We start from the raw sequence: 21,006 nt of genomic DNA on the forward strand, positions 1-21,006 counted from the left end.
TGCCGCGCACTACTCTGGCTGCAATGCGGAAGACGCCTCTCGTGCTGATCGCAGTACTCGCCGCCGTGACCACCGCCTGCTCTGGCGGCAGCACCGAGACGGCCGCGACCACTACGACCTCGACGCCGGGATCGCCCGCTTCCACCGGCGCCGCGAGCACGGTGACCCCCGCGAAACAGGATTGCGGCACCGCGTATCTGGCCCGCTTCACCCAGCGTCAGAAGCTGGCCCAATTGCTGACCGTCGGGGTTACCGGCGGGGCCGACGCGGCGGAGACCGTCCGCGGCGAACAGGTCGGCGGCATCTTCGTGGGCGGGTGGACCGACAAGTCCCTGCTCACCGACGGCAGACTCGCGCAAATCCAGTCCGCGGCGATCGCGCCGCTCATGGTGACCATCGATGAGGAGGGCGGACGCGTATCCCGCGTCAAGGACCTCATCGGCGCGGCGCCCTCGGCCCGGGTCACCGCCCAGACCATGACGCCCGAGCAGTTCTACACCGCGACCCTGAGCCGGGGTAAGGCGCTCAAGGACCTCGGCGTCACGGTCGATTTCGCGCCCGACGTCGACGTCAGCGGTCAGCCCGACGATTCGGTCATCGGCGATCGGTCCTTCTCCGACGACCCCGAGGTGGTCACCCGCTACGCCGACGCATACATCCGCGCCATGCGCGAGGTCGGCGTCGGCACGGTCATGAAGCATTTCCCCGGCCACGGCTCGGGATCGGGCGATTCGCACACCGGTGCGGTCCGCACGCCGCCGCTGGCGGAGTTGCAGACCGTCGACCTGGTGCCCTACCGCGCACTCGTCGGATCGGGCGCGGCGGTCATGGTCGGCCACCTGGATGTGCCCGGTCTGACCTCGCCGGATGTGCCCGCGAGCATCAGCCCGGCCGCGATGTCGCTGCTGCGCGACGGCGCCGGTTACGGCGCGGCGCCGTTCGAGGGGGTCATCTTCACCGATGACCTGAGCGGCATGGCCGCGATCACCAGCAGGCTCGGCATCGAGGCCGCGGTCGAGGCCGCGCTGGTCGCGGGGGCCGACAACGCGCTGTGGATCAGTACCGACGCGGTGTCGAGCGTGCTCGACCGGCTCGAGCAGGCGGTGGCGAGTTCGCGGCTGCCCGCCGACCGGGTCGACGCCTCGGTGCTGCGCAACGCCGCCTACAAGGGCGCGCTGCGGTGCTGAGTGCGCCGCGGCGCTGAACCCCCGTCATCCGATCACCGGTGGGACCGTACTGTGTCCTGACCCGGTGGGCGCGGTCGTGCCGACGGGGCCGGGTGTCGGCTATAGGGAAAGCGAATTCGACCCGCCGAACTTACCTTGGAGTAATATAAGGGCTTCACCCTGCGGTAGGAGAATGGATGGCGGGCGGTACGAAGCGGCTTCCCAGAGCGGTTCGTGAACAGCAGATGCTGGATGCCGCCGTCGAGGTCTTCTCGCGCAAGGGGTTCCACGACACCTCCATGGACGCCATCGCGGCGGAGGCGAAAATCTCCAAACCGATGCTGTATCTGTACTACGGATCCAAGGACGAACTGTTCCGCGCGTGCATCCAGCGCGAGGGTATGCGACTCATCGAATCCGTTGCCCCGGCGGGAAATCCGCTGCTGTCACCGCACGAACAGTTGCGCACCGCGCTGGAAGGATTCCTCGGGTTCGTCGACCACAACCGCAAATCCTGGCAGGTGCTCTACCGCCAGGCCATCGGCCAACAGACATTCGCCTCCGAAATCGAGAACGCCCGTGAACGGGTCATCGAACTGACGGCGAAACTGCTCGAATCCAGCGCGCGCCATCCCGAACCCGGCACCAATTTCGACGTCGTCGCGGTCGCCGTCATCGGGGCGGGCGAGGCCATCGCGGACCGGGTCGCCAGTGGCCGCATCGACGTCTCCGAAGCCGTGGATCTACTCGACGACCTGGCCTGGCGTGGTCTGGCCGGACGCAAGAAGGCCGAGTAGGCCGCGCCCGCGGCATCGTCCGGCTCGCCAACCGTGCCGTGACCTGCCAGGATGCGCATGGTCATCAGGTGAGACCGGCGGCGGCGCGATCGCGGCCGGGTAGGAACGGGGCGGAATTGTTCGGAATGCTGCGGCCGTGTTCGCACGGCGCGGAGAAATACGGTGTCGACCCGGCGCAGTGGCGCGCGCACATGTGCGGCCTCTGCCTGGGATTGCGCGACGGACACGGACAACTCGCGCGCACGGCGACCAATACCGACGCGATCGTGCTGAGCGTGCTGACCGAGGCGCAGCGTCCGGGCGGGGCAGCGCGCACCGTCGCGGGTCCGTGCGCGCTGCGCGGTATGCGCCGCGCGCAGGTCGCCACCGCGGACTCGGCGGGCGTTCGGCTCGCCGCCACGGCGTCCCTGCTGCTCGGCTCCGCCAAGATCCGCGATCACGTCGACGACCGCGACGGCTCGGTCCTGACCCGCCGACCCATGACCGGAATCGCCGCGCGCTGGGCCGACCGCGCCCGCGTCGAGGCCGACCGCATCGGCCTCGACGTCGGCCCGCTCGTCAATGCGATCGAAGGCCAAGCCGACCTCGAACGCCGCGCGGCCGCCGATTCGACCGCGATCACCCTCGACCAGCTGACCGAACCAACCCAGCTCTGCGCGGCGGAACTGTTCGGCCACACCGCGGTACTCGCCGAGCGCGCCGCGAACCTCACGGCGCTGCGCGAGGCGGGCCGCCACTTCGGTCGCATCGCGCACCTCGCCGACGCCGTCGAGGACTTCGACGCCGACCGCGCCCGCGGCCGCTTCAATCCGCTCGACGCCACCGGCACCACCATGCCGCAGGCGTACGACCTAATGCGCGAATCGGATTCGGCGCTGCGCCACGCCATTGCCGAGGCCGAACTGGCCGAAACCCCCACTGTGCGTTGGATTCTGCTCGATCCGCTCAACGGCCTGCTGCGTCGCGTCCGCCACGGCATCGGCGGCACGATCGCCCACGCCTGCTCCGCGACCCGCGAGCACACCGCCCACGCCAACCTGCCCGGACACCGCCCGCCTACCCGCCGCCCCGACCTGGGCGCCGCCCTCGGCATCGTGCTCGGCGTCTACTGCACCGGCTGGGCTTGCTGCTCCGACCACACCAGCCCTTGCACCGGCGAACGCAAGGACGCCTGGATCAAGAACTGCGATTGCGGCGACTGCTGCGACGGATGCGACTGTTGCGGGAACTGCTGCGAATGCGACGGCTGTTGAGTTTGCGGCGCCTTCGGCGCCGCGGGTTCGCGGCCCCTTGTGTCTCGCGTCCGAGCGGTCGATACTTGCTCCTTCGTCGCATTGTCTCGACCGCTCGGACGCGAGACGGCCGCGAACCGTGCCGGACTTCGGGTCTCGCGTCCGAATGGCCGTTCGTTGTTTCCATTCGGACGCGAGACGCCGCGGAACGGCTACTACCGCAAGGTGGCGGTGAGGTGGGGGTAGCCCTTCTTGGGGTGGCGTAGGGCCAGGTCCCAGCCGCCTTCTACCTTGTCGGCGTAGACGTTGACCGTCGACGGGAGCAGGATGGGTTTGCCGAATTTCACCGAGTACGTGGTCTTCTCGGGGATTCTGCCTTCGATGCTGCCGAGAATGGCTGCGGCCGACCACATTCCGTGCGCGATGGGCCTCGGGAATCCGAAAGCCCTTGCGCCCAGGGCGGAGGTGTGGATCGGGTTCTGATCGCCGGAGGCCGCGGCGTAGCGGTTGATCGTCTTCTGATCCACGCGCAGGGTGCGCAGCGGCGGCGGGGGCGTTTCCTCGGGTTTGGGTTCGGGTTTGGGCCCGCCCGAAAGCGAGGTCTTCTGCTGGTGCAGGAAGGTGGTCACCTGTCGCCACACCAGTTCTCGGCCGACCTTCACCTCCGTGATGGCGTCGACCAGCAGACCCTTCGGGTGTTCGCGCAGATTCTCGATGTGCGTGCGCAGATCCAGCGGTTCGGATACCGAGATCTCGCGGGCGCGCTCGATCCGGTTCTCCGCGTGCACCGCGCCTACCGCGACGAACGGGAAGTCGCGGGCCACCACGAGCCGCATGGCCAGCGGGAAGCTCAGCACGAACGGATAGGTCAGCGGCAGCGCGTCGCCGAAGCGCAGGCCGGTGGCACGGCAGTAGGCGGCCAGGTGATCGGGGTCGACCCGGAAGCCGTCGAGGCGCACGGCCCGGTCGGGCAGTGCCGATTTGCGCTGCGAGATCAGCGGAACCGGCACGGCGCCGAGCGCGGCCTTTACGAAGAGGCCGCTGTTCTTCGGCGGTTCGGTGAGCGTGATCATCTGCGTCATCATGCTCCGATCAGGCTCTGCCCACAGACCCGAACGATATTGCCGCTCACCGCGTTCGAGGCGGGCGATGCGAAGAATGCGATGGTCTCGGCGACGTCGACGGTCTGCCCGCCCTGCGACAGCGAGCTCATCAGCCGTCCGGCCTCACGGGTGCCGAGCGGGATGGCTGCGGTCATGGCGGTTTCGATGAAGCCGGGCGCGACCGCGTTGATGGTGATGTTCTTCTCGGCCAGCTTCGGAGCCTCGGCGTCGACCATGCCGATGACGCCCGCCTTGGACGCGCCGTAGTTGGTCTGGCCGCGGTTGCCCGCGATGCCCGCGATGGAGGACACGTCGATGACCCGTCCGCCCTCGCGCAGCGCGCCGCTGGCCACCAGCGCCTCGGTGATGCGGTGCGGTGCGGCCAGATTGACGTTGATGACCGCGTTCCAGCGGCCGGAGTCCATATTGGCGAGCAGCTTGTCACGGGTGATGCCCGCGTTGTGCACGATGACGTCGATGCCGCCGAAGCGCTCGGTGGCGAATTCGGCCAGCTTCTGCGCGGCGTCGGGTGCGGTGACGTCGAGCGCGAGCGCGGTGCCGCCGATCTTGTTGGCGGTCTGCGACAGCGCGTCACCGGCGGCGGGGATGTCGGCGAGGATCACCTTCGCGCCGTCGCGGGCGAAGACCTCGGCGATGGTGGCGCCGATGCCGCGGGCCGCACCGGTGACCACGGCGACCTTGCCGTCCAGCGGCTTGTCCCAGTCGGCGGGCGCGACCGAGTCGGCCGAGCCGACCCGGATGACCTGACCGTCGACGAAGGCCGACTTGGCCGAGAGCAGGAAGCGCAGCGTGGATTCCAGCCCGGTCGCGGCGGGGGCGGCTTCCGGCGAGAGGTATACGAGCTGGGCGGTGGAGCCGCGCAGCAGCTCCTTGCCGACCGAGCGGGTGAAGCCCTCGAGTGCGCGCTGGGCGATCTGCTGCTCGACGCCGCCCGCCAGTTCGGGGGTGGTGCCGATGACCACGACGCGGCCCGACGCGGTGAGACCGCGCATCGCGGGCTGGAAGAACTCGAACAGCTGGGACAGATCCTCGATGGAGCCGATGCCGGTGGCGTCGAAGACCAACGCGCCGTATTTGGTGCCCTGGGCAAGGGTGTCGTGGAAGGTGTAGTCCGACAGCAGGGCGCGGACGGGTTCGGCGACCCGGCCCTTGCCGCCGATCAGCACCGGACCGGCCAGAGCGGGCTCGCCCTTGACGTAGCGGCGCAGCTTCTCCGGCTGCGGGAGGCCGAGGCGGCTCGCGAGGAACTGGCCGGGAGCGGAGTTGACGAACGATCCGTAGAGGTTGGGAGCACCCTTGCTCTTGCTGGCTGCCACTATTCCTACCTTTGCTGTGTCTGGGGGAATGGTCTCGTTCAGTGCATGCCCCGGTGCGACCGTGCGAACACGTGCGGGGTACGGTGTCGACAATTAACTTACTCCAGAGTAAGTTTAAAGTAAACCAACACCACACCCCCGCCGACCCGCGCGAACCCGGTAATTCCGCGCGCGCCGGTTCCGGTGAGCATTCGGCGGTGGCGGTGCTCATGCCCATCCGACGAGATCTGGAGACCCGAGTGACAAGCACAGCCAGGACCCCGCGGCAGCCGCGCCCGATCGCGATCGTCGGCGGCAACCGGATTCCCTTCGCCCGTTCCGACAAGGCATACGCCCACGCCTCGAACCAAGATATGTTCACCGCCGTGCTGGACGGCCTGGTCAGCCGGTTCAACCTCCAGGGCGAACGGCTCGGCATGGTGGTCGGCGGCGCGGTGCTCAAGCGCGTCGGCGAACACGGCCTGATCCGCGAGAGCGTCCTCGGCTCCACGCTCAGCCCCTACACCCCGGCCCACGATCTGCAACTGGCCTGCGGCACCGGTCTGCAATCCATCGTCACCGTCGGCGACGCCATCGCGGCGGGCCGCATCGACGCGGGTATCGGCGGCGGCACCGACACCACCTCCGACGCGCCCATCGGCGTCAGCGAGGGCATGCGCGAATGGATGCTCGACGTCAATCGCGCCAAGTCCAACAAGGACCGGCTCAAGCTGGTCGGCCAAGTGCGGCCCGGCATGATCGGCATCGAGATCCCGCGCAACGCCGAACCGCGTACCGGCATGTCGATGGGCGAGCACGCGGCCATCACCGCCAAGGAGTTCGGCATCACCCGCGAGGCGCAGGACGAACTGGCCTACCTGTCGCACAAGAATATGGCCGCCGCCTACGACCGCGGCTTCTTCGATGACCTGATCACCCCCTTCCTCGGCCTGACCCGCGACGACAACCTGCGTCCCGGCTCCACCGTGGAGAAGCTGTCCACCCTGAAGCCGGTCTTCGGCGTTCGGGCGGGCGGCGCGACCATGACCGCGGGCAACTCCACGCCGCTGACCGACGGCGCGTCCGCGGTGCTGCTGTCCAGCGAGGAATGGGCCGCCGAGCGCAAGCTGCCGACCCTGGCCTACCTGGTCGACTCCGAGGTCGCCGCGGTCGACTACATCCACGGTCCCGACGGTCTGCTCATGGCACCCACCTACGCGGTGCCGCGCATGCTCGCCCGCAACGGTCTGACGCTCCAGGATTTCGACTACTACGAGATCCACGAGGCGTTCGCCTCGGTGGTCCTGGCCACCCTCCAGGCGTGGGAGTCCGATCAGTACTGCAAGGAGCGCCTCGGCCTCGACGGCGCGCTCGGTTCGATCGATCGCGGCAAGCTCAATGTCAACGGGTCCTCGCTGGCCGCGGGTCACCCGTTCGCCGCGACCGGCGGCCGTATCGTCGCCGCCACCGCCAAGATGCTCGCCGAGAAGGGGTCGGGCCGCGCGCTCATCTCCATCTGCGCCGCGGGCGGTCAGGGCGTCGTCGCCATCCTGGAGCGCTGAACCCGAGTTCCCGCGTGACCGCGGTGGCATCCGGTCCTTCCCCGGGACCGGATGCCACCCGGTTTGCCGCCTCCCGTCCTACCGGGCGATCCATGTCCCGGGCGCGGAGTACGCGACGCCGAAACGGACCCGGAGGTGAGTCAGCCGGTGAAAAACGTACTGTAAACCGGCGTGCCGGGTGACCGAAACGAGTGTTTCGCCCGACCGGAAAGTAGATGGCTGAAAGTTTGCTAGAAGCTGTCACGGCTTCGGGAGCTCATGGTGGCCGCCGAACGCCTCACGCATGGCCGATAGCATCTTGTCGGCGTAGCGCGCCTCGCCGCGCGAGCTGAACCGCTGGAACAGTGCCGCGGCCAGCACGGGTGCGGGCACGCCGATGTCGACGGCGGCGTCGAGGGTCCAGCGGCCCTCACCGGAATCGGAGACCCTTCCGTCGAAGGAATCCAGATTCGGGTCGGCGTGTAGCGCGCCCGCGGTCAGGTCGAGCAGCCACGAGGCCACCACCGATCCCCGCCGCCACACCTCGGCCACCTCGGGCACGTCGATCGGGTAATGGTAATACTCGGGATGTTCCAGCGGGGTCTCCTCCGCGGAGTAGGCCCCGGTGTGCTCGGCGCCCGCGTTCGCCCGGTGCAGGATATTGAGTCCCTCGGCGTAGGCGGCCATCGCGCCGTACTCGATGCCGTTGTGCACCATCTTCACGAAATGCCCCGCGCCCGCCGGACCGCAGTGCAGATATCCCTGTTCGGCGGTGGACGGCTCGCCGGTGCGTCCCGGCGTGCGTTCGGCGGCCCCGTTGCCGGGCGCGATGGATTTCAGCAGCGGATCCAGATGTGCGACCGGGCCCGGTTCGCCGCCGATCATGAGACAGAAACCGCGGTCGAGTCCGAACACACCGCCCGAAGTGCCGATATCGACGTAGTGGATGCCCCGCGGCGCCAGCGCGGCCGCTCGCGCGATGTCGTCGTGATACCGGCTGTTGCCGCCGTCGATGACGATATCGCCGGGTTCGAGCAATCCCGCGACCTGTTCGACCACCGCACCGGTCGCCCCGGCCGGGATCATCACCCACACCACGCGCGGGGCGGTCAGCAAACCGACGAATTCGGCGAGATCGGTGGTGCCGTCGAAACTCGCGCCCAATTCCTCGCGCAACACCTCGATGGTCGCGGTCTTGCGTTCGTAGCCAACGCAGGTGTGTCCGTCGCGAACGACCCGGCGCACGATATTGGCGCCCATGCGGCCAAGGCCGATCATTCCCAGCTGCATTCCGTCCATCCCCTCGTAGTGGCGAGCTCGTTGACGTACCCGTCCAGTCTCGCGCCGTGTCGGGTGTAACGCACGGTGACCGGCTCCGATAAACAGATCGGCTCCGTGTAGTTGCCAGACCCCCGACCCGGCAACTGCGCGGGGCCGCTTTTTGTCACGGGCGATCGATTGCCGGGGGTTTGCTGTTGCGCTGTCCTCTGCGCAGACCGCCGTTTCGGGCCACTATCGTGGAAGCGACCCGCACGGTGCGGGTCTGTGTTCAGCCGGGAGGAACGGGTCGTGACGAGCGAGTCGAGCGCCGGGAGTCGCGACGGAGGCAGCCCCCCGACGAGCGAGGTCGGGCTGCGTCAGCTTCTCGACTCGAACCGCGTCTCCGGTCAGCGAGTGGTTCACGACCCGTCCTCCGCGCCGACCCAGCCGTTGCGCACCCAGTCGCCGACCCGGCCGAAGGGCGCGCAGCCGCCCCGCCCCCGTCCGGCCGCCGGATTCCCCGCCTCGGCCGCCGCCCCGACCACGGAGCTCCCGCGCACCGCGGCGGCGCCCCGCACCCCGGCCGCGCGCTCGCGGATTTCTCAGCGTCCGCCCGCCCCGCCCTGGTGGCGCGCACCGGCGACCAGGCGGATCGGCATCGCGGTCGGCGCACTGCTGGCGCTGGCCGGGCTCGGATACGCCGCCGACTGGCTGCGCACCTCCGGTGAGGTGCCGCGCGGCGTGGTCGTCGCGGGCATCGACATCGGCGGTATGGACCCCGCCGCGGCCGACGCCAAACTGCGCGCCGCGCTCGGCAACCGCTCCGAGCAGGAACTGCCGCTGCGTCTCGGCGACGTCAAGGAGACCATCGTGCCCTCGCAGGCCGGTCTCACCATCGACTGGGACGCCACCTGGGATCGCATCGGCGGTCAACCGCTCAACCCATACACCCGCTTCGTCTCGCTGTTCGATTCGCGCAATGTCGCCGTGGCCAGCCGGGTCGACGAGGCGGCTCTCGACCGCCAGATGGCAGCGCTGCACACCCACGACATCCCGACCGTCGAGGGCACGATCCGCTTCGACAACGCCAAACCCGTCGCGGTGCCGCCGGTGCCGGGCCGGGTGCTCGACACCGGCGCGGCCCGCACCGTACTCATCGATCGTTGGGTGCTCGGCGCGGCGCTCGACCTGCCGGAGGTGCCCGCGCCGCTGACCGTGCGGCCCGAGGCCGTCGACCAGGCGCTGCGTGAGATCGCCGAACCGGCGGTGCGCTCGGCGGTGAGTTTCTCCGGCAAAGGTGGCGCGGCCACCCTCGATCCGGCGCAGATCGCCACCGTCATCTCCTTCGTGCCCGACGGCCGGGGCGGACTGTCGCTCGGCTACGACCAGAACGCCGCGGTCGCCGTGCTCGGCCCGCAGTTGGCGCCCACGGAGATCGAACCGAAGGACGCCACCTTCACCGTGGCGGGCGGTAAGGCGACCGTGGTGCCCGCGGTCACCGGCGACAAGATCAACTGGGGCAAGACCCTCGAACAGCTGCCCATGCTGCTCGCCGCGCCGCAGCAGCGTTCCGCGCAGGCCGTATACGAGAAGGTCGACCCCGCCCTCACCACCGAGGCCGCGCAGGCGCTCGGAATCGTCGAGCCGATGGGTTCGTTCACTACCGGCGGCTTCAGCGGGCCGTCCGGCGTCAATATCCGCGTGGTCGCGCAGAAGGTGAACGGCGCGCTGATCCGGCCCGGGGAGACGTTCTCGCTCAACGACTTCACCGGTCCGCGCGGTACCGCGGAGGGCTACGTCGAATCCGGCATCATCGACCACGGCAGGCCGAGTACCGCCGTCGGCGGCGGAATCAGCCAATTCGCCACGACCCTGTACAACGCGGCCTATTTCGCGGGTCTGGAAGACGCCGGGCACACCGAGCACAGCTATTACATCTCTCGCTATCCGGCGGCGCGCGAGGCCACCGTCTTCGATGGCGCGATCGATCTGAAGTTCCGCAACAGCACCCAGACCGGCATCTATATCGAAACGGTCGCCACCGGTTCGGATGTCACCGTGCGGCTGTGGGGCACCAAGACCGTGAACGTCGAATCGGTGACCGGCGAGAAGTCGAAACCGACGGAACCGACGACGGTCACCCTGCCCAAGGGCAAGGACTGCATCGCCACCGACGGCGCACCAGGATTCACCATTTCCGATACCCGCATCATCACCGACCGCAAGACCGGTCGGGAGGTATCCAGGCACACGCGCACGGTCAAGTACGACCCGATTCCGGTCGTGAAGTGCGAGTAGGGCCGGGTTTGCCGGTATAGAGATAGCACCCCCGGAAGCGGGGGCTTTCTTGCCCGACCGGTCTGTTCCAATGCCCCGAATACTATGGCCGGCTATTCGAGGGGCTAATGCGCCGCTCCGGTGTCGTGCAACGCGCTCCGTGTGACCTTCGGCGTGCCCACCTGCTGTGAAACCGCAGGTAGAGCTGAGAATATCGATTCTCGATATGCGTGTTGAAAGATTCGCTCGCCCATGAAATTTTGCCTGAATAAGCTGCATTAGGAAATACTCGTTAACTTCTGGCTATGTTTCTTGCCGTGAATTTTGCGGAATGGATTTCCCGCTTAATCGGTACCGCGTGATAGGACTGTTCCAGTCGGTAGCCGGCCCGCTATCGGCGGAAAATCCAACCTTCGATAGGCGTCGCCGAGGACACTCCGCCCGCGCCGGGAACGGGCTCCTCGGAGTCGCTGGCCAAGATCCTCGAGGCCCTCGTGACCGGTTCCGCGGGCAGCACGCCCACCCAGCCGACCGCTCAGTAATACTCCGCGTCATCTCTTCGGCCCCATCGCGACTCGCGTCGCGGTGGGGCCGAACCAGTCGGTAGGGTCCGTCGCCCGCCGCGCTCCGGCAGCGAATGGTAAGCAAACCACACGGACGGCTTCATCGCTTCGGGCGGTGGCGAAAGATCATGTCTCGGGGCATCTTTGATCCGCCCGCGGTGATTCGGTGCGATATAACTACCCTGATTCTGGGACGCGGGTTCGATTCTGCAACCAGGTCATATCGCCCGATGCCGGGCGAGTGAGTGAAGGGGAGCTGGATAGTGGAGTACGTCGGCACCGTGGTGGAGCCAACCGCGATTCGGACCATGGGAGTGTCATCGGCGCTGGGGGCGACCATCGGGGAGGACGCGGCACATCGAATTCTGTGCGGCGGCGCCACTGTCTGTGACATCGTCCTCGCGTCGTTCGCGCTCGGAGTCGACTCGGTTCAGGCCGTCGTGGACTACGCCGAAGTCACCCTGGTCGCGGACGCGGCGGGCACCCGCTGCGCCTGAATCCGATTCGCCCGGAGGTCTGATCGTGACTCGATCAGTCGTTCGTGCGCTCGATACCCTTCAGCGCCAGTGTCACGAACTCGCGCATGGGGATTTCCAGCGCACTGCACAGCGCGTGCAGTTGCTGCATATCCGGCGACCGTTCGCCGTTCTCGAATCGCTGGATAGTGCTGACGGCCAAACCGGTCGAGTCCGCGAGCTGCTGCCGCGTCAGGTCGCGGCGTGCCCGCGCGGCTCGTAGTTCGTCGCCGACCGCACGATTGATCGCCGAAGCCGCCTCTTTCGCACCCATACGGACCATTCTGAGGTCCGAACGGCTATGTGGCAAACGGCTTGCCGCGTGTCCTGCGGTTTTACCGCCGTGTTCCCGGTGGATACCGCAGTAGATCCCTTCGGAGTTGCAGCTAGTCCGTTCGGACCATACTCTGCTCCGTATGGAACAGTTGGACAAGATCGTCGCCGAGGGTGTCCGAAGGGCGCTCGCCGAAACCGGTCTCGGGATGAAAGACCTGGTCAGGGGCACCTCGATACCCTCTTCCGTGCTGCGCCAGCAATTGGCCGCCCAGACATCGTTCACGTTGTCGGATCTGGCTCGCGTCGCGGCCGCGCTCGGGCGCCGCACCACCGATCTGCTGCCCGATGCGGTGCGCGGACAATGAGCGCCCTCGGGAGCGGGCGAATTCCGGTCCGCCATCGTCTCGTGGCGTCGCGCGGCAAACACTGTGTGACTAAACTCACGAATCTTCTCGGGCGGGAGCCGGGCCGATGAGCGATCGATCAGCAATCGGCGCCACGGCCGCGCTGGCGCAGTTCCGCCGTCACATCGGGTGCCGCGTCGTCTTCGTTCCGCCGGTGCCGGGGCGGGTCGAACACGGCGTGATCGCGCGCGTGGACGATCGCATGGTCTACGTCGACTACGGCTACCCGAATCCCGTCTGGCCGCAGCTCGGCAATGCCATCGCCACGCATCCCAGCAATCTGCGAATCGAATCCATTGTTGCGCCGGACTATTCGTCGAATCGGTCCGCGACGCCGATCTTCTCCGATGCGCCATCGCGTTGAAACGCGTTTGCCGCGTCAATCCCGGAAAGGAATTCCGCAGTGTACGGATCGATTCCCGAAGAAATTCCCGCGCTGCGACATTCGCTGTCGCGGCGACCGGTCGACGTGCTGATCGTCGGCGGCACCTGGCATCCGAACGGCGACGGCATCACAGCGGCGTTCTCCGCCGCCCTCGATCCCGCCCGCTACCGGCCGCGCATGGTGCCCTATCCGGCCGAATACGGTGGTGCGCTCGCCTACGCCGACAGTCTCGCCGCGGGACGCGACGCCCTGGTCCGCGCCGTGGAGTCCACCGCCGACCGAGTGATCCTCGCCGGATACTCCCAGGGCGCCGCCGTCGCGGGCGATATCGCCGCGGCGATCGGCGCCGGTGAGCTGTCCGCTCCCCGAGTACTCGCGTGCGCGTTGATCGCCGACCCGCTGCGGCCCGCCGGGGAATGCGTCGGCGCCGACCCGGGCGGTTACGGCATCGCCGGTCAGCGCCAGGTGCCGAACGTCCCCGCCTTCTGGGCCGCCGCGCCCGGCGACCCCATCACCGCGCTGCCCGCGGGAAATCCCTTGCGCGGCATCGCTGATCTGGGCGCCTACTTCAGTTACGGCGGTACGGACGCGGCGCTGCGCTGGGGGCGGAATCTACTCGACGCCGCCACCCGCGGCCAGTTGCAGCGGTGGTGGTCGCCGTGGAGTTGGGGATCGTGGATAGACGCGATCGGATTCGCCCGCGGCTATCTCGTCGACGGCCTCCACACCGATGACTACATCAGGCACGGCCACGCCCGCCGGTTGGCGCGGGAACTGGACGGCTGGGTCCTGGACCGGGCCGGCGCGCGGTGAGCGAAGGCGCTCACCATCTGTATCTTGACCGGCTGGAACTGCGCGCACTCGCCGAGTTGCTGCGTGAAATACCGGAATTGGTCGAGGACCTCACGATCGCGCGCACCAAGCAGACGCGCGCCGGCTCCCGCGGCGACTACCGCCTGCACCGCAGACCCAGCGAACAACCATTGCCCTACGACCCGGCCGCCGCCCGCGCCGCCGACGAACTGCACGCGTGCCTGGTGTCGTGGGTGCGGCTCGTATGCGAACAGCGCGCCATGCGGTATCCGGGTTCGCCGACGACGGCCGGACTGGCGCGCTGGCTCGATCGCAATCTCATCGCTCTGGCCATGACCGAGGGTGCGGCGGACGCACCCGCCGACCTGCGGCGGGTGGTGCGGAACGCGTGGCAGGTCGTCTGCCCGCCCGGGACGCCCGTGGCGCTGGACGAGTCCGCGGTCGCCGCGGCGCGATCCCAGCGCCTCAATGCCTCCGGAATCGCCGCGCTGGCAAAGGAACTGGGCGGGGAGTATCGCGCGCTCACGACCCGGCGGATCCAGACCTTGCGCGATGCGGGCCGTATCAGGCCATTACCCGGTCCGTGGGCGCCGGATTGGCCGGAGCAGTTCATCGTGGGCCAGGTGCTCGACGAGCACCTGGTCTATCCGACACGTAAGCGACGCGGGGACCCCGAGCTGTCGTCCGCCGGTTGAACGATTACCAGAATGCCCCGCCTTCCGGCGGGTTCACGCGGTCGTCGCAACGCTCTCGATCGAGAGGTTGCGGCGACCGCTTTCGCTTTCAGGAGATGTCGGCTTCGGTTACCAGCTCGCACCGTTGTCGAGGCCGGTGCGCGGTGTGGTCGGTCTCCGCCTTGGAAAAACGTTATCTACCAGGGCTTTCGACCTGATTTCAAACTATGGGGTTGACATCGGAACGATCTTAAGTGAAGCTTGGTGCAGCGCCAGAGCCGTGCCCGAAACCCGGAACACGAGCTACGGCGCGAATCTCAGGCTTCTAAAGCCGAACTCCCCGAAACGAATTCGAAACTGCTGGCCCGATGCCCTTCGGTGGTATCGGGCCACTGTCATCTTCGCTGTCGGATATCCAGTCGCACAGCAAGACTCGCAGTGCCTTCGAAGGAAGGCGACCTGCCCGATTCAGCGCTCGTGAACCGGTCACACCCGGCCCGCGCGCCCACTGACCCTCGGGTTGCGCGGTTCGCGGGTTGGCCGACCGCTCGCCTCACCCCTGAACTCCGAGACCCGCCCCGATATCAGCTCCCGTCTCCCGTGGTCCGAAATACGCGGTGGCAGACGGTGCGAGCCTCGGGGCGCTCCGCCCCACCCCCGGTCACCTCGGCCGGGGGTGGGGCCAACCATCAACAGCCGAAGGAGGTGAACAGATGCTCACTCTCGCCCTCGATCTCCTGGAACTGGCTTGCCGTATCGCGCCGCTGGTGCTGCCGGTCATCTTGCCGCTGCTCGGACTCTGAACCACGGCAATGACTTACGGACGAATGACTTCCGTACGGAAGAATTGTCACAGTTGCCGATCGCCCCAGCCGCCACGGGTCGCTGGGGCGATCGGCACGAACGCGGATGACGCCGCGAAGCGTCGGAGTCAGCTCGAGGGAGTGTGAGATCGTGAATCGAGTTCAGCAGACAATGTCGTTCGCGCATCGGTTCGACGCCGCGGAGTTCGACGTGCTCATCGAACGCCTCGGCGCGGAGGTCGCCGAGCGCATCGCCCGGGACCGGCCCACCCTCTGCGACATCCTCCTGGCCGCCTTCACACTCGACCGAGACCCGCTCGCGCTGTTCGAACCGGATGCGCGCTGACCGGGACGTGACCATCCCCTCCGCCACCCCGCGCCTCGCGCCGACCGCCCCGCGATGGTCGCGCGCATTCTCGCGTGCCCCACCACCTTTCAGGAGTTCTCATGAGCGACTTCACCCTGCCGTCGACCATCGTCTCCCCCGACGGCAATCCACCGAATACCGCCGTCCCCGGCGTGGTCGCCGCCAGTCCCGCACAGATCCTGCTCGCAGGCGCCCGCGTGGCCGCCGGCGCCGGATTCCCCGGCGTGATCGGCTTGGTCCGCAACGACCCCTACCGGGAGTACGTGGCCGTCGGCTACAAGAAGTACCAGACCCAGATCGCCGCCGACTCCTCGGCGCAGTTCCGCATCGGCGGCAATACCGAGGCGTTCACCGCGACGGTGCTGCTGCAACTCGAGGCCGAAGGCGCGCTGTCACTGGACGACACAGTGGCGCACTGGCTTCCGGGCGCGGTCGCCGCCAATGGCAACGACGGCGCCGCGATCACCGTGCGCCAGTTGCTCAATCACACCTCCGGGCTGCCGGAGTACTCCGCGAGCCCGGCCTTCACGACCAGCTACACACTGAATTTCGAGCCGTATCAGCCCTGGGCGCCGCAGGATCTGGTGAATATCGCCCTCGCGCAGCCGCCCGTCGGCACACCGGGACAGAAGTTCGCGTTCGCCAACACCAACTACGTCCTCGCGGGCATGATCATCGAGGCCGTCACCGGCAATACCGCCGCCGCGGAGATCCGCACCCGCATCCTCACCCCCTTCGCCCTCGACGACACCTCCTTCCCGACCGACGACCCCCAGCTGTACGGGAACTACCTCGAAGGCCACTCCATCTCCTGGGGCATCTACCGTTTCGTCACCGCCTCGCAGGTGCAAGCCTTCGGCGCGGCGGGCGCCATCGTCTCCACCCTCGACGACCTCGCCGTCTTCACCAGTGCACTGATCGGCGGCCAACTCCTGCCCGCCACCCAACAGGACGCCCTCAAAACCACCGTCCCCGTGCCGAATTCGAACGGCAATGCCTCCTACGGCCTCGGCGTGCTCCGCACCGAGACCGCCGCGGGTCCGGTCTGGCAGCACACCGGCGGCGTCCTCGGCTACTACAGCCTCTGGCTCACCTCCGACGACGGCGCCAAACAGGTCGTCGTGGCCGCCAACGAACACCACATGGCCACCGGCACCACCCCCCAACTCAAACTCGGCCAAGCCGCCCTCGACGCCTACGCCGCCCTCTGAGCGCAACCGTCGCCACGGTAATCCGTCGGCCTCGTAGCGCCTGTAGCCGAACCTTTCTCGCTCGAACCGGATTCGCGACCGTTCGTCGCCTGCCTCGGGCGCATCTCGCGCTCGCAAACCGCCGGGACTCTCCTCCACCGCTGTTCGATGCATTTCCTCGACGCATTGCGCGCATGTCTGTCGCGTTGTGCGCCTGCTTCCGAAGTAGGTACCGCAGGTGGTGAATCCCGTTGCGCTGACGCCATATCGACCACCATGGGTAGACGCACGACTCGGTTCATCCACCTCGGGCACACCCGACAGCGAGTTCGCGGCAACGGCGGATTGGAACAAGGTCTTCACGCCGTCCTACGACGCCGAAGGCAACCAAGTCGGTCTGGATATCGCCACGCGCAACACCGACGGCCTCTACGACAACGTCCACGTCGACAACTACGACAACATCACGGCCACCGCAGCCGTTCCCGACGGTCACGGCGGGGTGGTGAGCACGGTGCGGCTCAAGTGCACCTGGCCGGGTTTCTGAATCACCGTGGAGGGGCAGGAAGTTGTCGACTCCTTTCGGAGAATTGCGGCTGTAGCGCCCGGATCATACGGGATCATGTATATTCGCGATGATGAGGATTACTCTGGATCGGGCAATGAGTTTCAGGTACTCGTTATGAGGCGGGGAATTATTACTGTCGCTGGCGATACTCTTCTTTCGCCGTGCGTCCCGATGATCGAGGACGAACTCTGAAGATACTGAAGTATCGTTGACGGGTGGTGGTGAGATGAAGCCCTATAGGACGGGCCGTTACACTTTCTTGACCGATGAAAAAGGGGAGGAGTTATTCTCGGAAATCGCATCGAGAATGAGTAACGACTTCGGAATCTCAGAAGTCGAGGCAGTTGCGAGAATAAACAGCCGCTTCGTAGGCTTGGAATTTCTTGGGAATGATTTAATCTTTCATCAATCGGATGATTACTGGGCGAAAGATATCATGTTCGGTCACGACATCTGGTGGAAATCCGAATCCGCCATGAGCCCGTTGCCCGCACCCAGCACTTACGAGCGCTGGCTACACACACAGCAATGGTGGATCCTCTACTGGAAAAAGCGTCGCAAACGACAATTCGACCGTCTCCTCCGTAAACATCGGTGAGTCCTGTCATAGGATAGAGGCGCAATGGTCATTCCCGAGTGGGAAGAGCTGTGAGAGGTTAGTTCTCAATTATCGAGCAGCGACCATTTCTTTATCTGGAGCGACACCCGATGGGCTCATATGATCCAGGTTTTGCATAATCCTCGTAGTGATCGGTTATAATATAATAATTTCTCGCAAGTATACGCAATTGGGTGCCATCAAGCGGTGAGATCGGCGTCTGGCTGCCAGTAACGTCAGGGATTTTGCGGGCTCGGAAATGCGCTCTGCGGACTGGTGATAGCGCTGCCGTGGATGTGCGGGCGCTCTGATCCATCGTGGGATCGAACCGTGCGGGCGAATGCTCCCGCATTCCGGCCCGAGGAATAATTCCGGGCAACTAATTCTTCGCGTGTGCGTCGAATCGCGCCGAGCGGAATATTTTCTCCGGGAATCGCCCGGTATTCATTTCGAGGTTGGTGAGTTGAATTTCATGTCCGGTAAGGAAATAATCGAGTCGGTCGAGTTCGCGGGGTCGCAGATGCCGCCGCGGTACTCGGAAACCGAAGGGGGACAGCTGGTTACGCCGGAGTTCCTGGCGTTGATGCAGCATGTGCTGAGTGGGCGGTTGCAGGAGACGTCGGAGAGCGAGGTGCTGGATCCGGAGGTGAAGGCGCTGGCGGAGGAACTGTCGGTGATCCATCTGCCCGCGTGGCAGCGCGGGGCGGGTGCCACGGCCGAACCCACGGTTACCGGGATCCGGCAGGCCGCGCGGGTTGCGGAATACCTTGTGCGGCGCGGGGTTCGGGTGCATCTGGAACTCGAGGAGATCCGCTGGGTGCCGACGCCGAACGGGCAGCCGGGGGCGTTCGACACCGGACTGCACATCCACCGGGACGAGAGCGGCCGGTGGCCGACGCCGGACCCGGATTCGTTCTACGACATCGATGACATCGACGTCACCCAGACCGACGACGGCGTCTGGTGCGCCGTCCATCCGCGCGGGCTCGCCTATGAGGCCCCGACGAAGACCGAAGCCTACGCGGGGCTCGTGGAGCAGCTGCGTCGGCGTATCGAACAGGCCCGAGGGGCCGACTAGTCATGAAAGGCGGAACTCGATGGAGCGCATCGTTTTTCCGGATATCGAACAGACATTGGTCGCCTATCTGAGCACCCAGCTCGCCGCGGCGTCGGATACCGCCGAGGTCGTCACCCAGGTGCCGAGCCCGCGGCCCGCGCGCATGGTGCGTGTGGTGCGCGACGACCGTAAGCGCCGCCAGGACGTCGAGGATCGGGAAGGGCGCCGCGGCGCGCACCTGATCCTCGACCGGCCGCGCGTAGTGGTCGAATGCACCGACGACGCGGGCGCCGCGGGGGATCTGGTGGCCCTCGTGCGCGCCGTCCTCACGGCGGCGGCGCCCGGTTACCTCGGCGATGTCTGGTGCGACTACGTCGAGGATGTCGGCATCGAGAACGACACCGACCCGGCGACCGACGCGCCGCGACAGGTGCTGACCGTCGACCTCATCGTGCGAGGACAGATCCTCGCCTGACCGCGACGGTCGCGAACGACCCGCCGGCCACCCGAACGTGCGAGGCGCAGTCCTCGCCTGATTCCCCTTCCACCGGGAGTCACAACTGAATAACCGATCCCGAGGGCCTGCGCAACAATCCCAAGGGAGATAACAACATGGCTCTGCCTTCCAGCAAGTACATCGGTGCCGGAACCCCGAACATCGCCGTCACCGGCGGTGTGCTCGTGGCTCCCCTGAGCACCACCCTGCCCACCACGGCGTCGGGCGCGCCCGCCGCGGGCTTCAAGGCCCTCGGCTACGTCTCCGAAGACGGCATCGAGTCCAAGGGTGAGCGGCGCGTCGAGACCATCAAGGACTGGAACGCCGACATCATCGCCAAGCTCCAGACCGAGCACTCGGTCTCGTTCGGCCTCACCCTGTACGCGGTGTGGGACGCGGACGTGCTGAACGAGGTGTTCCACCCGGACAACGTGCAGGTCACCGCCGCCACCTCCACCACAGGCACCCTGCTGGCGGTCAAGGAGACCGGCGCGGTTCTGCCCCGCCGTTCGTGGATCTTCGATATGAAGAACGACAACAAGAAGCTGCGCATCGTTCTGCCGAACGCGCAGATCGCCTCGGTCACCGAGAAGAAGTTCGTCTCCAACGAGCTGGCCGGTTTCACCATCACCGTCGAGGCGTTCAAGGACGACGCCGGTGTGAAGGCGTACCGCTACCTCGACGACGGCGTCTTCTCCGCCTGATAAAGCCCCCAGTGGCGGCAGGTTCACAACCTATGCGCAGGCCCGCCTGCCGCCGCTGGGCCCATCACTTTTTCCGTGCCTGCGCGATCTCCAACTGTCATGAAAGGGTCTGCGAAACCGATGACTTCCCCCAAAGCCCCCGTCACCCTGAATCAGCCGATCACCGTCAAGGACGAATTCGTCTACAGCGTGGGCGATATCGACGTGCGATTGCCGTCGCTGTCGTATCTGAAGCCGGGTCTGATCCGCCGCATTCGTCGTCTCGGTGACGTCGATGCGATGTACACACTGCTCGAACTGGTGTTGCCCGCCGAGTCGCTGGCGGCGCTCGACGAGATGGATCCCGATGCCTATCACGCGTTCCTCGATGCCTGGCGCACCCATTCGGGAGTGAACCTGGGGGAATCCTAGGCCTCGATGCTCTTCTCGAAGAGCATGGCGAGGCAATCGAATTCGATTTGATAACCCTCGGTCTTCGGTTGCGTCAGCTTGGCACCGACGTGCTCGGCTGGCGCGACCTCAAGGCCATCGTCACGTGGCTGCCCGCGGATTCGGCGCTGTTGCGGTCGATGAATCCTGACGGCAGCCGCTGGCAGCTGAGCCAGTATCTGCTGGCCGATATGACCGAATCCCTGCGCTGGCTGGTGTGGTCGAAGACTTCCGACGCCCAGCACGGCAGGAACCGGCCCGAGCCGATTCAACGGCCGGGCATGAAATCCGACCGCGAGCGCATCGGTACGGCGACCGCCATCGACCAGATGAACGACTTCCTGGCCTGGCGCGAATAGTCCGCCGGAATCCGCGGCAGCGGCCGAGAAAGTAGATGTCAAATGTGGAGAAATAGATGAGCTCCGTTGTGCGGCACCCGCCGGGCTCGGAGGGGCCCGATACGAAGACTTCT

24 protein-coding genes are annotated in these 21,006 nt (G+C 66.7%); 20 read left to right on the top strand and 4 right to left on the bottom strand.

Going from position 1 to position 21,006, the window contains the following annotated elements:
• Positions 1-23: 23 nt before the first annotated feature.
• The 3 genes from APZ21_RS23135 (at position 24) to APZ21_RS23145 (ending at position 3,216) form a co-directional block, all read left to right on the top strand.
• The gene (locus APZ21_RS23135) at positions 24-1,187 is read left to right on the top strand and encodes a glycoside hydrolase family 3 N-terminal domain-containing protein (protein ID WP_054815409.1); all 1,164 of its coding nucleotides are present in this window, start codon (positions 24-26) and stop codon (positions 1,185-1,187) included.
• A gap of 176 nt (positions 1,188-1,363) precedes the next feature.
• Complete coding sequence (locus APZ21_RS23140; RefSeq protein ID WP_054815410.1) at positions 1,364-1,963, top strand: TetR/AcrR family transcriptional regulator; 600 nt, start codon at positions 1,364-1,366, stop codon at positions 1,961-1,963.
• 125 nt (positions 1,964-2,088) lie between these two features.
• Positions 2,089-3,216, top strand: a complete 1,128-nt coding sequence (locus tag APZ21_RS23145) for a DUF5685 family protein (protein WP_239476777.1) — start codon at positions 2,089-2,091, stop codon at positions 3,214-3,216.
• A gap of 194 nt (positions 3,217-3,410) precedes the next feature.
• Here APZ21_RS23145 and APZ21_RS23150 read toward each other — a convergent pair whose 3' ends face one another.
• Both APZ21_RS23150 and APZ21_RS23155 read right to left on the bottom strand, forming a co-directional pair.
• Complete coding sequence (locus tag APZ21_RS23150; protein WP_054815412.1) at positions 3,411-4,280, bottom strand: MaoC family dehydratase; 870 nt, start codon at positions 4,278-4,280, stop codon at positions 3,411-3,413.
• Positions 4,277-5,635: a 3-oxoacyl-ACP reductase gene (locus tag APZ21_RS23155; RefSeq protein ID WP_054815413.1), complete on the bottom strand. Its 1,359-nt coding sequence runs from the start codon at positions 5,633-5,635 to the stop codon at positions 4,277-4,279. The genes APZ21_RS23150 and APZ21_RS23155 overlap by 4 nt, the downstream gene beginning before the upstream one ends.
• Positions 5,636-5,844: 209 nt before the next feature.
• On the opposite strand from APZ21_RS23155, the gene APZ21_RS23160 reads away from it, so the two are divergent.
• Positions 5,845-7,176: an acetyl-CoA C-acetyltransferase gene (locus tag APZ21_RS23160; RefSeq protein ID WP_054815455.1), complete on the top strand. Its 1,332-nt coding sequence runs from the start codon at positions 5,845-5,847 to the stop codon at positions 7,174-7,176.
• Between the two features lie 240 nt (positions 7,177-7,416).
• Here APZ21_RS23160 and gnd read toward each other — a convergent pair whose 3' ends face one another.
• Complete coding sequence (gene gnd, locus APZ21_RS23165; RefSeq protein ID WP_054815456.1) at positions 7,417-8,445, bottom strand: phosphogluconate dehydrogenase (NAD(+)-dependent, decarboxylating); 1,029 nt, start codon at positions 8,443-8,445, stop codon at positions 7,417-7,419.
• 279 nt (positions 8,446-8,724) lie between these two features.
• On the opposite strand from gnd, the gene APZ21_RS23170 reads away from it, so the two are divergent.
• Together APZ21_RS23170 and APZ21_RS23175 are read left to right on the top strand one after the other, a co-directional pair.
• On the top strand, positions 8,725-10,713 hold the full coding sequence (locus APZ21_RS23170; RefSeq protein WP_054815457.1) for a VanW family protein: 1,989 nt from the start codon (positions 8,725-8,727) through the stop codon (positions 10,711-10,713).
• A gap of 850 nt (positions 10,714-11,563) precedes the next feature.
• Positions 11,564-11,752, top strand: coding sequence for a hypothetical protein (locus APZ21_RS23175; RefSeq protein WP_156371275.1), 189 nt, complete (start codon positions 11,564-11,566; stop codon positions 11,750-11,752).
• 34 nt (positions 11,753-11,786) lie between these two features.
• On the opposite strand, the gene APZ21_RS34850 is transcribed toward APZ21_RS23175, so the two are convergent.
• Entirely contained in the window at positions 11,787-12,044 is a 258-nt protein-coding gene (locus APZ21_RS34850; RefSeq protein WP_054815415.1) for a helix-turn-helix domain-containing protein, read from the bottom strand.
• A gap of 142 nt (positions 12,045-12,186) precedes the next feature.
• On the opposite strand from APZ21_RS34850, the gene APZ21_RS34855 reads away from it, so the two are divergent.
• The 14 genes from APZ21_RS34855 to APZ21_RS23235 all read left to right on the top strand — a co-directional run bounded on the left by APZ21_RS34855 (position 12,187) and on the right by APZ21_RS23235 (position 20,893).
• On the top strand, positions 12,187-12,411 hold the full coding sequence (locus APZ21_RS34855; RefSeq protein WP_054815416.1) for a hypothetical protein: 225 nt from the start codon (positions 12,187-12,189) through the stop codon (positions 12,409-12,411).
• A gap of 106 nt (positions 12,412-12,517) precedes the next feature.
• Positions 12,518-12,814, top strand: a complete 297-nt coding sequence (locus APZ21_RS34860) for a hypothetical protein (protein ID WP_054815417.1) — start codon at positions 12,518-12,520, stop codon at positions 12,812-12,814.
• A 39-nt stretch (positions 12,815-12,853) separates the two neighbouring features.
• Positions 12,854-13,648: a PE-PPE domain-containing protein gene (locus tag APZ21_RS23195; protein WP_054815418.1), complete on the top strand. Its 795-nt coding sequence runs from the start codon at positions 12,854-12,856 to the stop codon at positions 13,646-13,648.
• Positions 13,645-14,343 (top strand): hypothetical protein, encoded by a 699-nt coding sequence (locus APZ21_RS23200; RefSeq protein ID WP_054815419.1) that lies wholly within the window; start codon positions 13,645-13,647, stop codon positions 14,341-14,343. Before APZ21_RS23195 ends, APZ21_RS23200 begins: the two co-directional genes overlap by 4 nt.
• Before the next feature lie 954 nt (positions 14,344-15,297).
• Positions 15,298-15,471 (top strand): hypothetical protein, encoded by a 174-nt coding sequence (locus APZ21_RS34335; protein WP_156371276.1) that lies wholly within the window; start codon positions 15,298-15,300, stop codon positions 15,469-15,471.
• Positions 15,472-15,572: 101 nt separating this feature from the next.
• Positions 15,573-16,703 (top strand): serine hydrolase domain-containing protein, encoded by a 1,131-nt coding sequence (locus APZ21_RS23205; RefSeq protein ID WP_054815420.1) that lies wholly within the window; start codon positions 15,573-15,575, stop codon positions 16,701-16,703.
• 217 nt (positions 16,704-16,920) lie between these two features.
• Positions 16,921-17,229 (top strand): hypothetical protein, encoded by a 309-nt coding sequence (locus tag APZ21_RS23210; protein ID WP_054815421.1) that lies wholly within the window; start codon positions 16,921-16,923, stop codon positions 17,227-17,229.
• A gap of 6 nt (positions 17,230-17,235) precedes the next feature.
• Complete coding sequence (locus APZ21_RS36475; RefSeq protein ID WP_162240377.1) at positions 17,236-17,442, top strand: Imm7 family immunity protein; 207 nt, start codon at positions 17,236-17,238, stop codon at positions 17,440-17,442.
• Between the two features lie 67 nt (positions 17,443-17,509).
• Positions 17,510-17,848, top strand: a complete 339-nt coding sequence (locus tag APZ21_RS34340; protein ID WP_156516426.1) for a hypothetical protein — start codon at positions 17,510-17,512, stop codon at positions 17,846-17,848.
• A 472-nt stretch (positions 17,849-18,320) separates the two neighbouring features.
• Positions 18,321-18,926, top strand: a complete 606-nt coding sequence (locus APZ21_RS23215) for a hypothetical protein (protein ID WP_156371278.1) — start codon at positions 18,321-18,323, stop codon at positions 18,924-18,926.
• Positions 18,927-18,945: 19 nt separating this feature from the next.
• Positions 18,946-19,380 carry a hypothetical protein gene (locus APZ21_RS23220; protein ID WP_054815423.1) on the top strand — a complete coding sequence of 145 codons (435 nt, stop codon included), beginning with the start codon at positions 18,946-18,948 and terminating at the stop codon, positions 19,378-19,380.
• Between the two features lie 137 nt (positions 19,381-19,517).
• Positions 19,518-20,105: a phage tail tube protein gene (locus APZ21_RS23225; RefSeq protein ID WP_054815424.1), complete on the top strand. Its 588-nt coding sequence runs from the start codon at positions 19,518-19,520 to the stop codon at positions 20,103-20,105.
• 120 nt (positions 20,106-20,225) lie between these two features.
• A complete protein-coding gene (locus APZ21_RS23230; protein WP_156371279.1) occupies positions 20,226-20,516 on the top strand; it encodes a hypothetical protein in 291 nt (96 codons plus the stop codon).
• Positions 20,517-20,584: 68 nt separating this feature from the next.
• Positions 20,585-20,893, top strand: a complete 309-nt coding sequence (locus APZ21_RS23235) for a DUF5361 domain-containing protein (RefSeq protein WP_054815426.1) — start codon at positions 20,585-20,587, stop codon at positions 20,891-20,893.
• Positions 20,894-21,006 lie beyond the last annotated feature (113 nt).

Origin of the sequence: Nocardia arizonensis (assembly GCF_001310275.1) — a bacterium.
GTDB classification, from domain to species: domain Bacteria; phylum Actinomycetota; class Actinomycetes; order Mycobacteriales; family Mycobacteriaceae; genus Nocardia; species Nocardia arizonensis.

Excerpts from the sequence above, each read along its gene's own strand:
- APZ21_RS23150 (WP_054815412.1), bottom strand. The coding sequence starts at position 4,280 with ATGATGACGCAGATGATCACGCTCACCGAACCGCCGAAGAACAGCGGC.
- APZ21_RS23215 (WP_156371278.1), top strand. The coding sequence starts at position 18,321 with ATGTCCGGTAAGGAAATAATCGAGTCGGTCGAGTTCGCGGGGTCGCAG.
- APZ21_RS34335 (WP_156371276.1), top strand. The coding sequence starts at position 15,298 with ATGTCGTTCGCGCATCGGTTCGACGCCGCGGAGTTCGACGTGCTCATC.
- gnd (WP_054815456.1), bottom strand. The coding sequence starts at position 8,445 with ATGCAGCTGGGAATGATCGGCCTTGGCCGCATGGGCGCCAATATCGTG.
- APZ21_RS34855 (WP_054815416.1), top strand. The coding sequence starts at position 12,187 with ATGGAACAGTTGGACAAGATCGTCGCCGAGGGTGTCCGAAGGGCGCTC.
- APZ21_RS34850 (WP_054815415.1), bottom strand. The coding sequence starts at position 12,044 with ATGGGTGCGAAAGAGGCGGCTTCGGCGATCAATCGTGCGGTCGGCGAC.
- APZ21_RS23225 (WP_054815424.1), top strand. The coding sequence starts at position 19,518 with ATGGCTCTGCCTTCCAGCAAGTACATCGGTGCCGGAACCCCGAACATC.
- APZ21_RS23140 (WP_054815410.1), top strand. The coding sequence starts at position 1,364 with ATGGCGGGCGGTACGAAGCGGCTTCCCAGAGCGGTTCGTGAACAGCAG.
- APZ21_RS34860 (WP_054815417.1), top strand. The coding sequence starts at position 12,518 with ATGAGCGATCGATCAGCAATCGGCGCCACGGCCGCGCTGGCGCAGTTC.
- APZ21_RS23160 (WP_054815455.1), top strand. The coding sequence starts at position 5,845 with ATGCCCATCCGACGAGATCTGGAGACCCGAGTGACAAGCACAGCCAGG.
- APZ21_RS23220 (WP_054815423.1), top strand. The coding sequence starts at position 18,946 with ATGGAGCGCATCGTTTTTCCGGATATCGAACAGACATTGGTCGCCTAT.
- APZ21_RS23175 (WP_156371275.1), top strand. The coding sequence starts at position 11,564 with ATGGGAGTGTCATCGGCGCTGGGGGCGACCATCGGGGAGGACGCGGCA.
- APZ21_RS23230 (WP_156371279.1), top strand. The coding sequence starts at position 20,226 with ATGACTTCCCCCAAAGCCCCCGTCACCCTGAATCAGCCGATCACCGTC.
- APZ21_RS23135 (WP_054815409.1), top strand. The coding sequence starts at position 24 with ATGCGGAAGACGCCTCTCGTGCTGATCGCAGTACTCGCCGCCGTGACC.
- APZ21_RS23145 (WP_239476777.1), top strand. The coding sequence starts at position 2,089 with ATGCTGCGGCCGTGTTCGCACGGCGCGGAGAAATACGGTGTCGACCCG.
- APZ21_RS23205 (WP_054815420.1), top strand. The coding sequence starts at position 15,573 with ATGAGCGACTTCACCCTGCCGTCGACCATCGTCTCCCCCGACGGCAAT.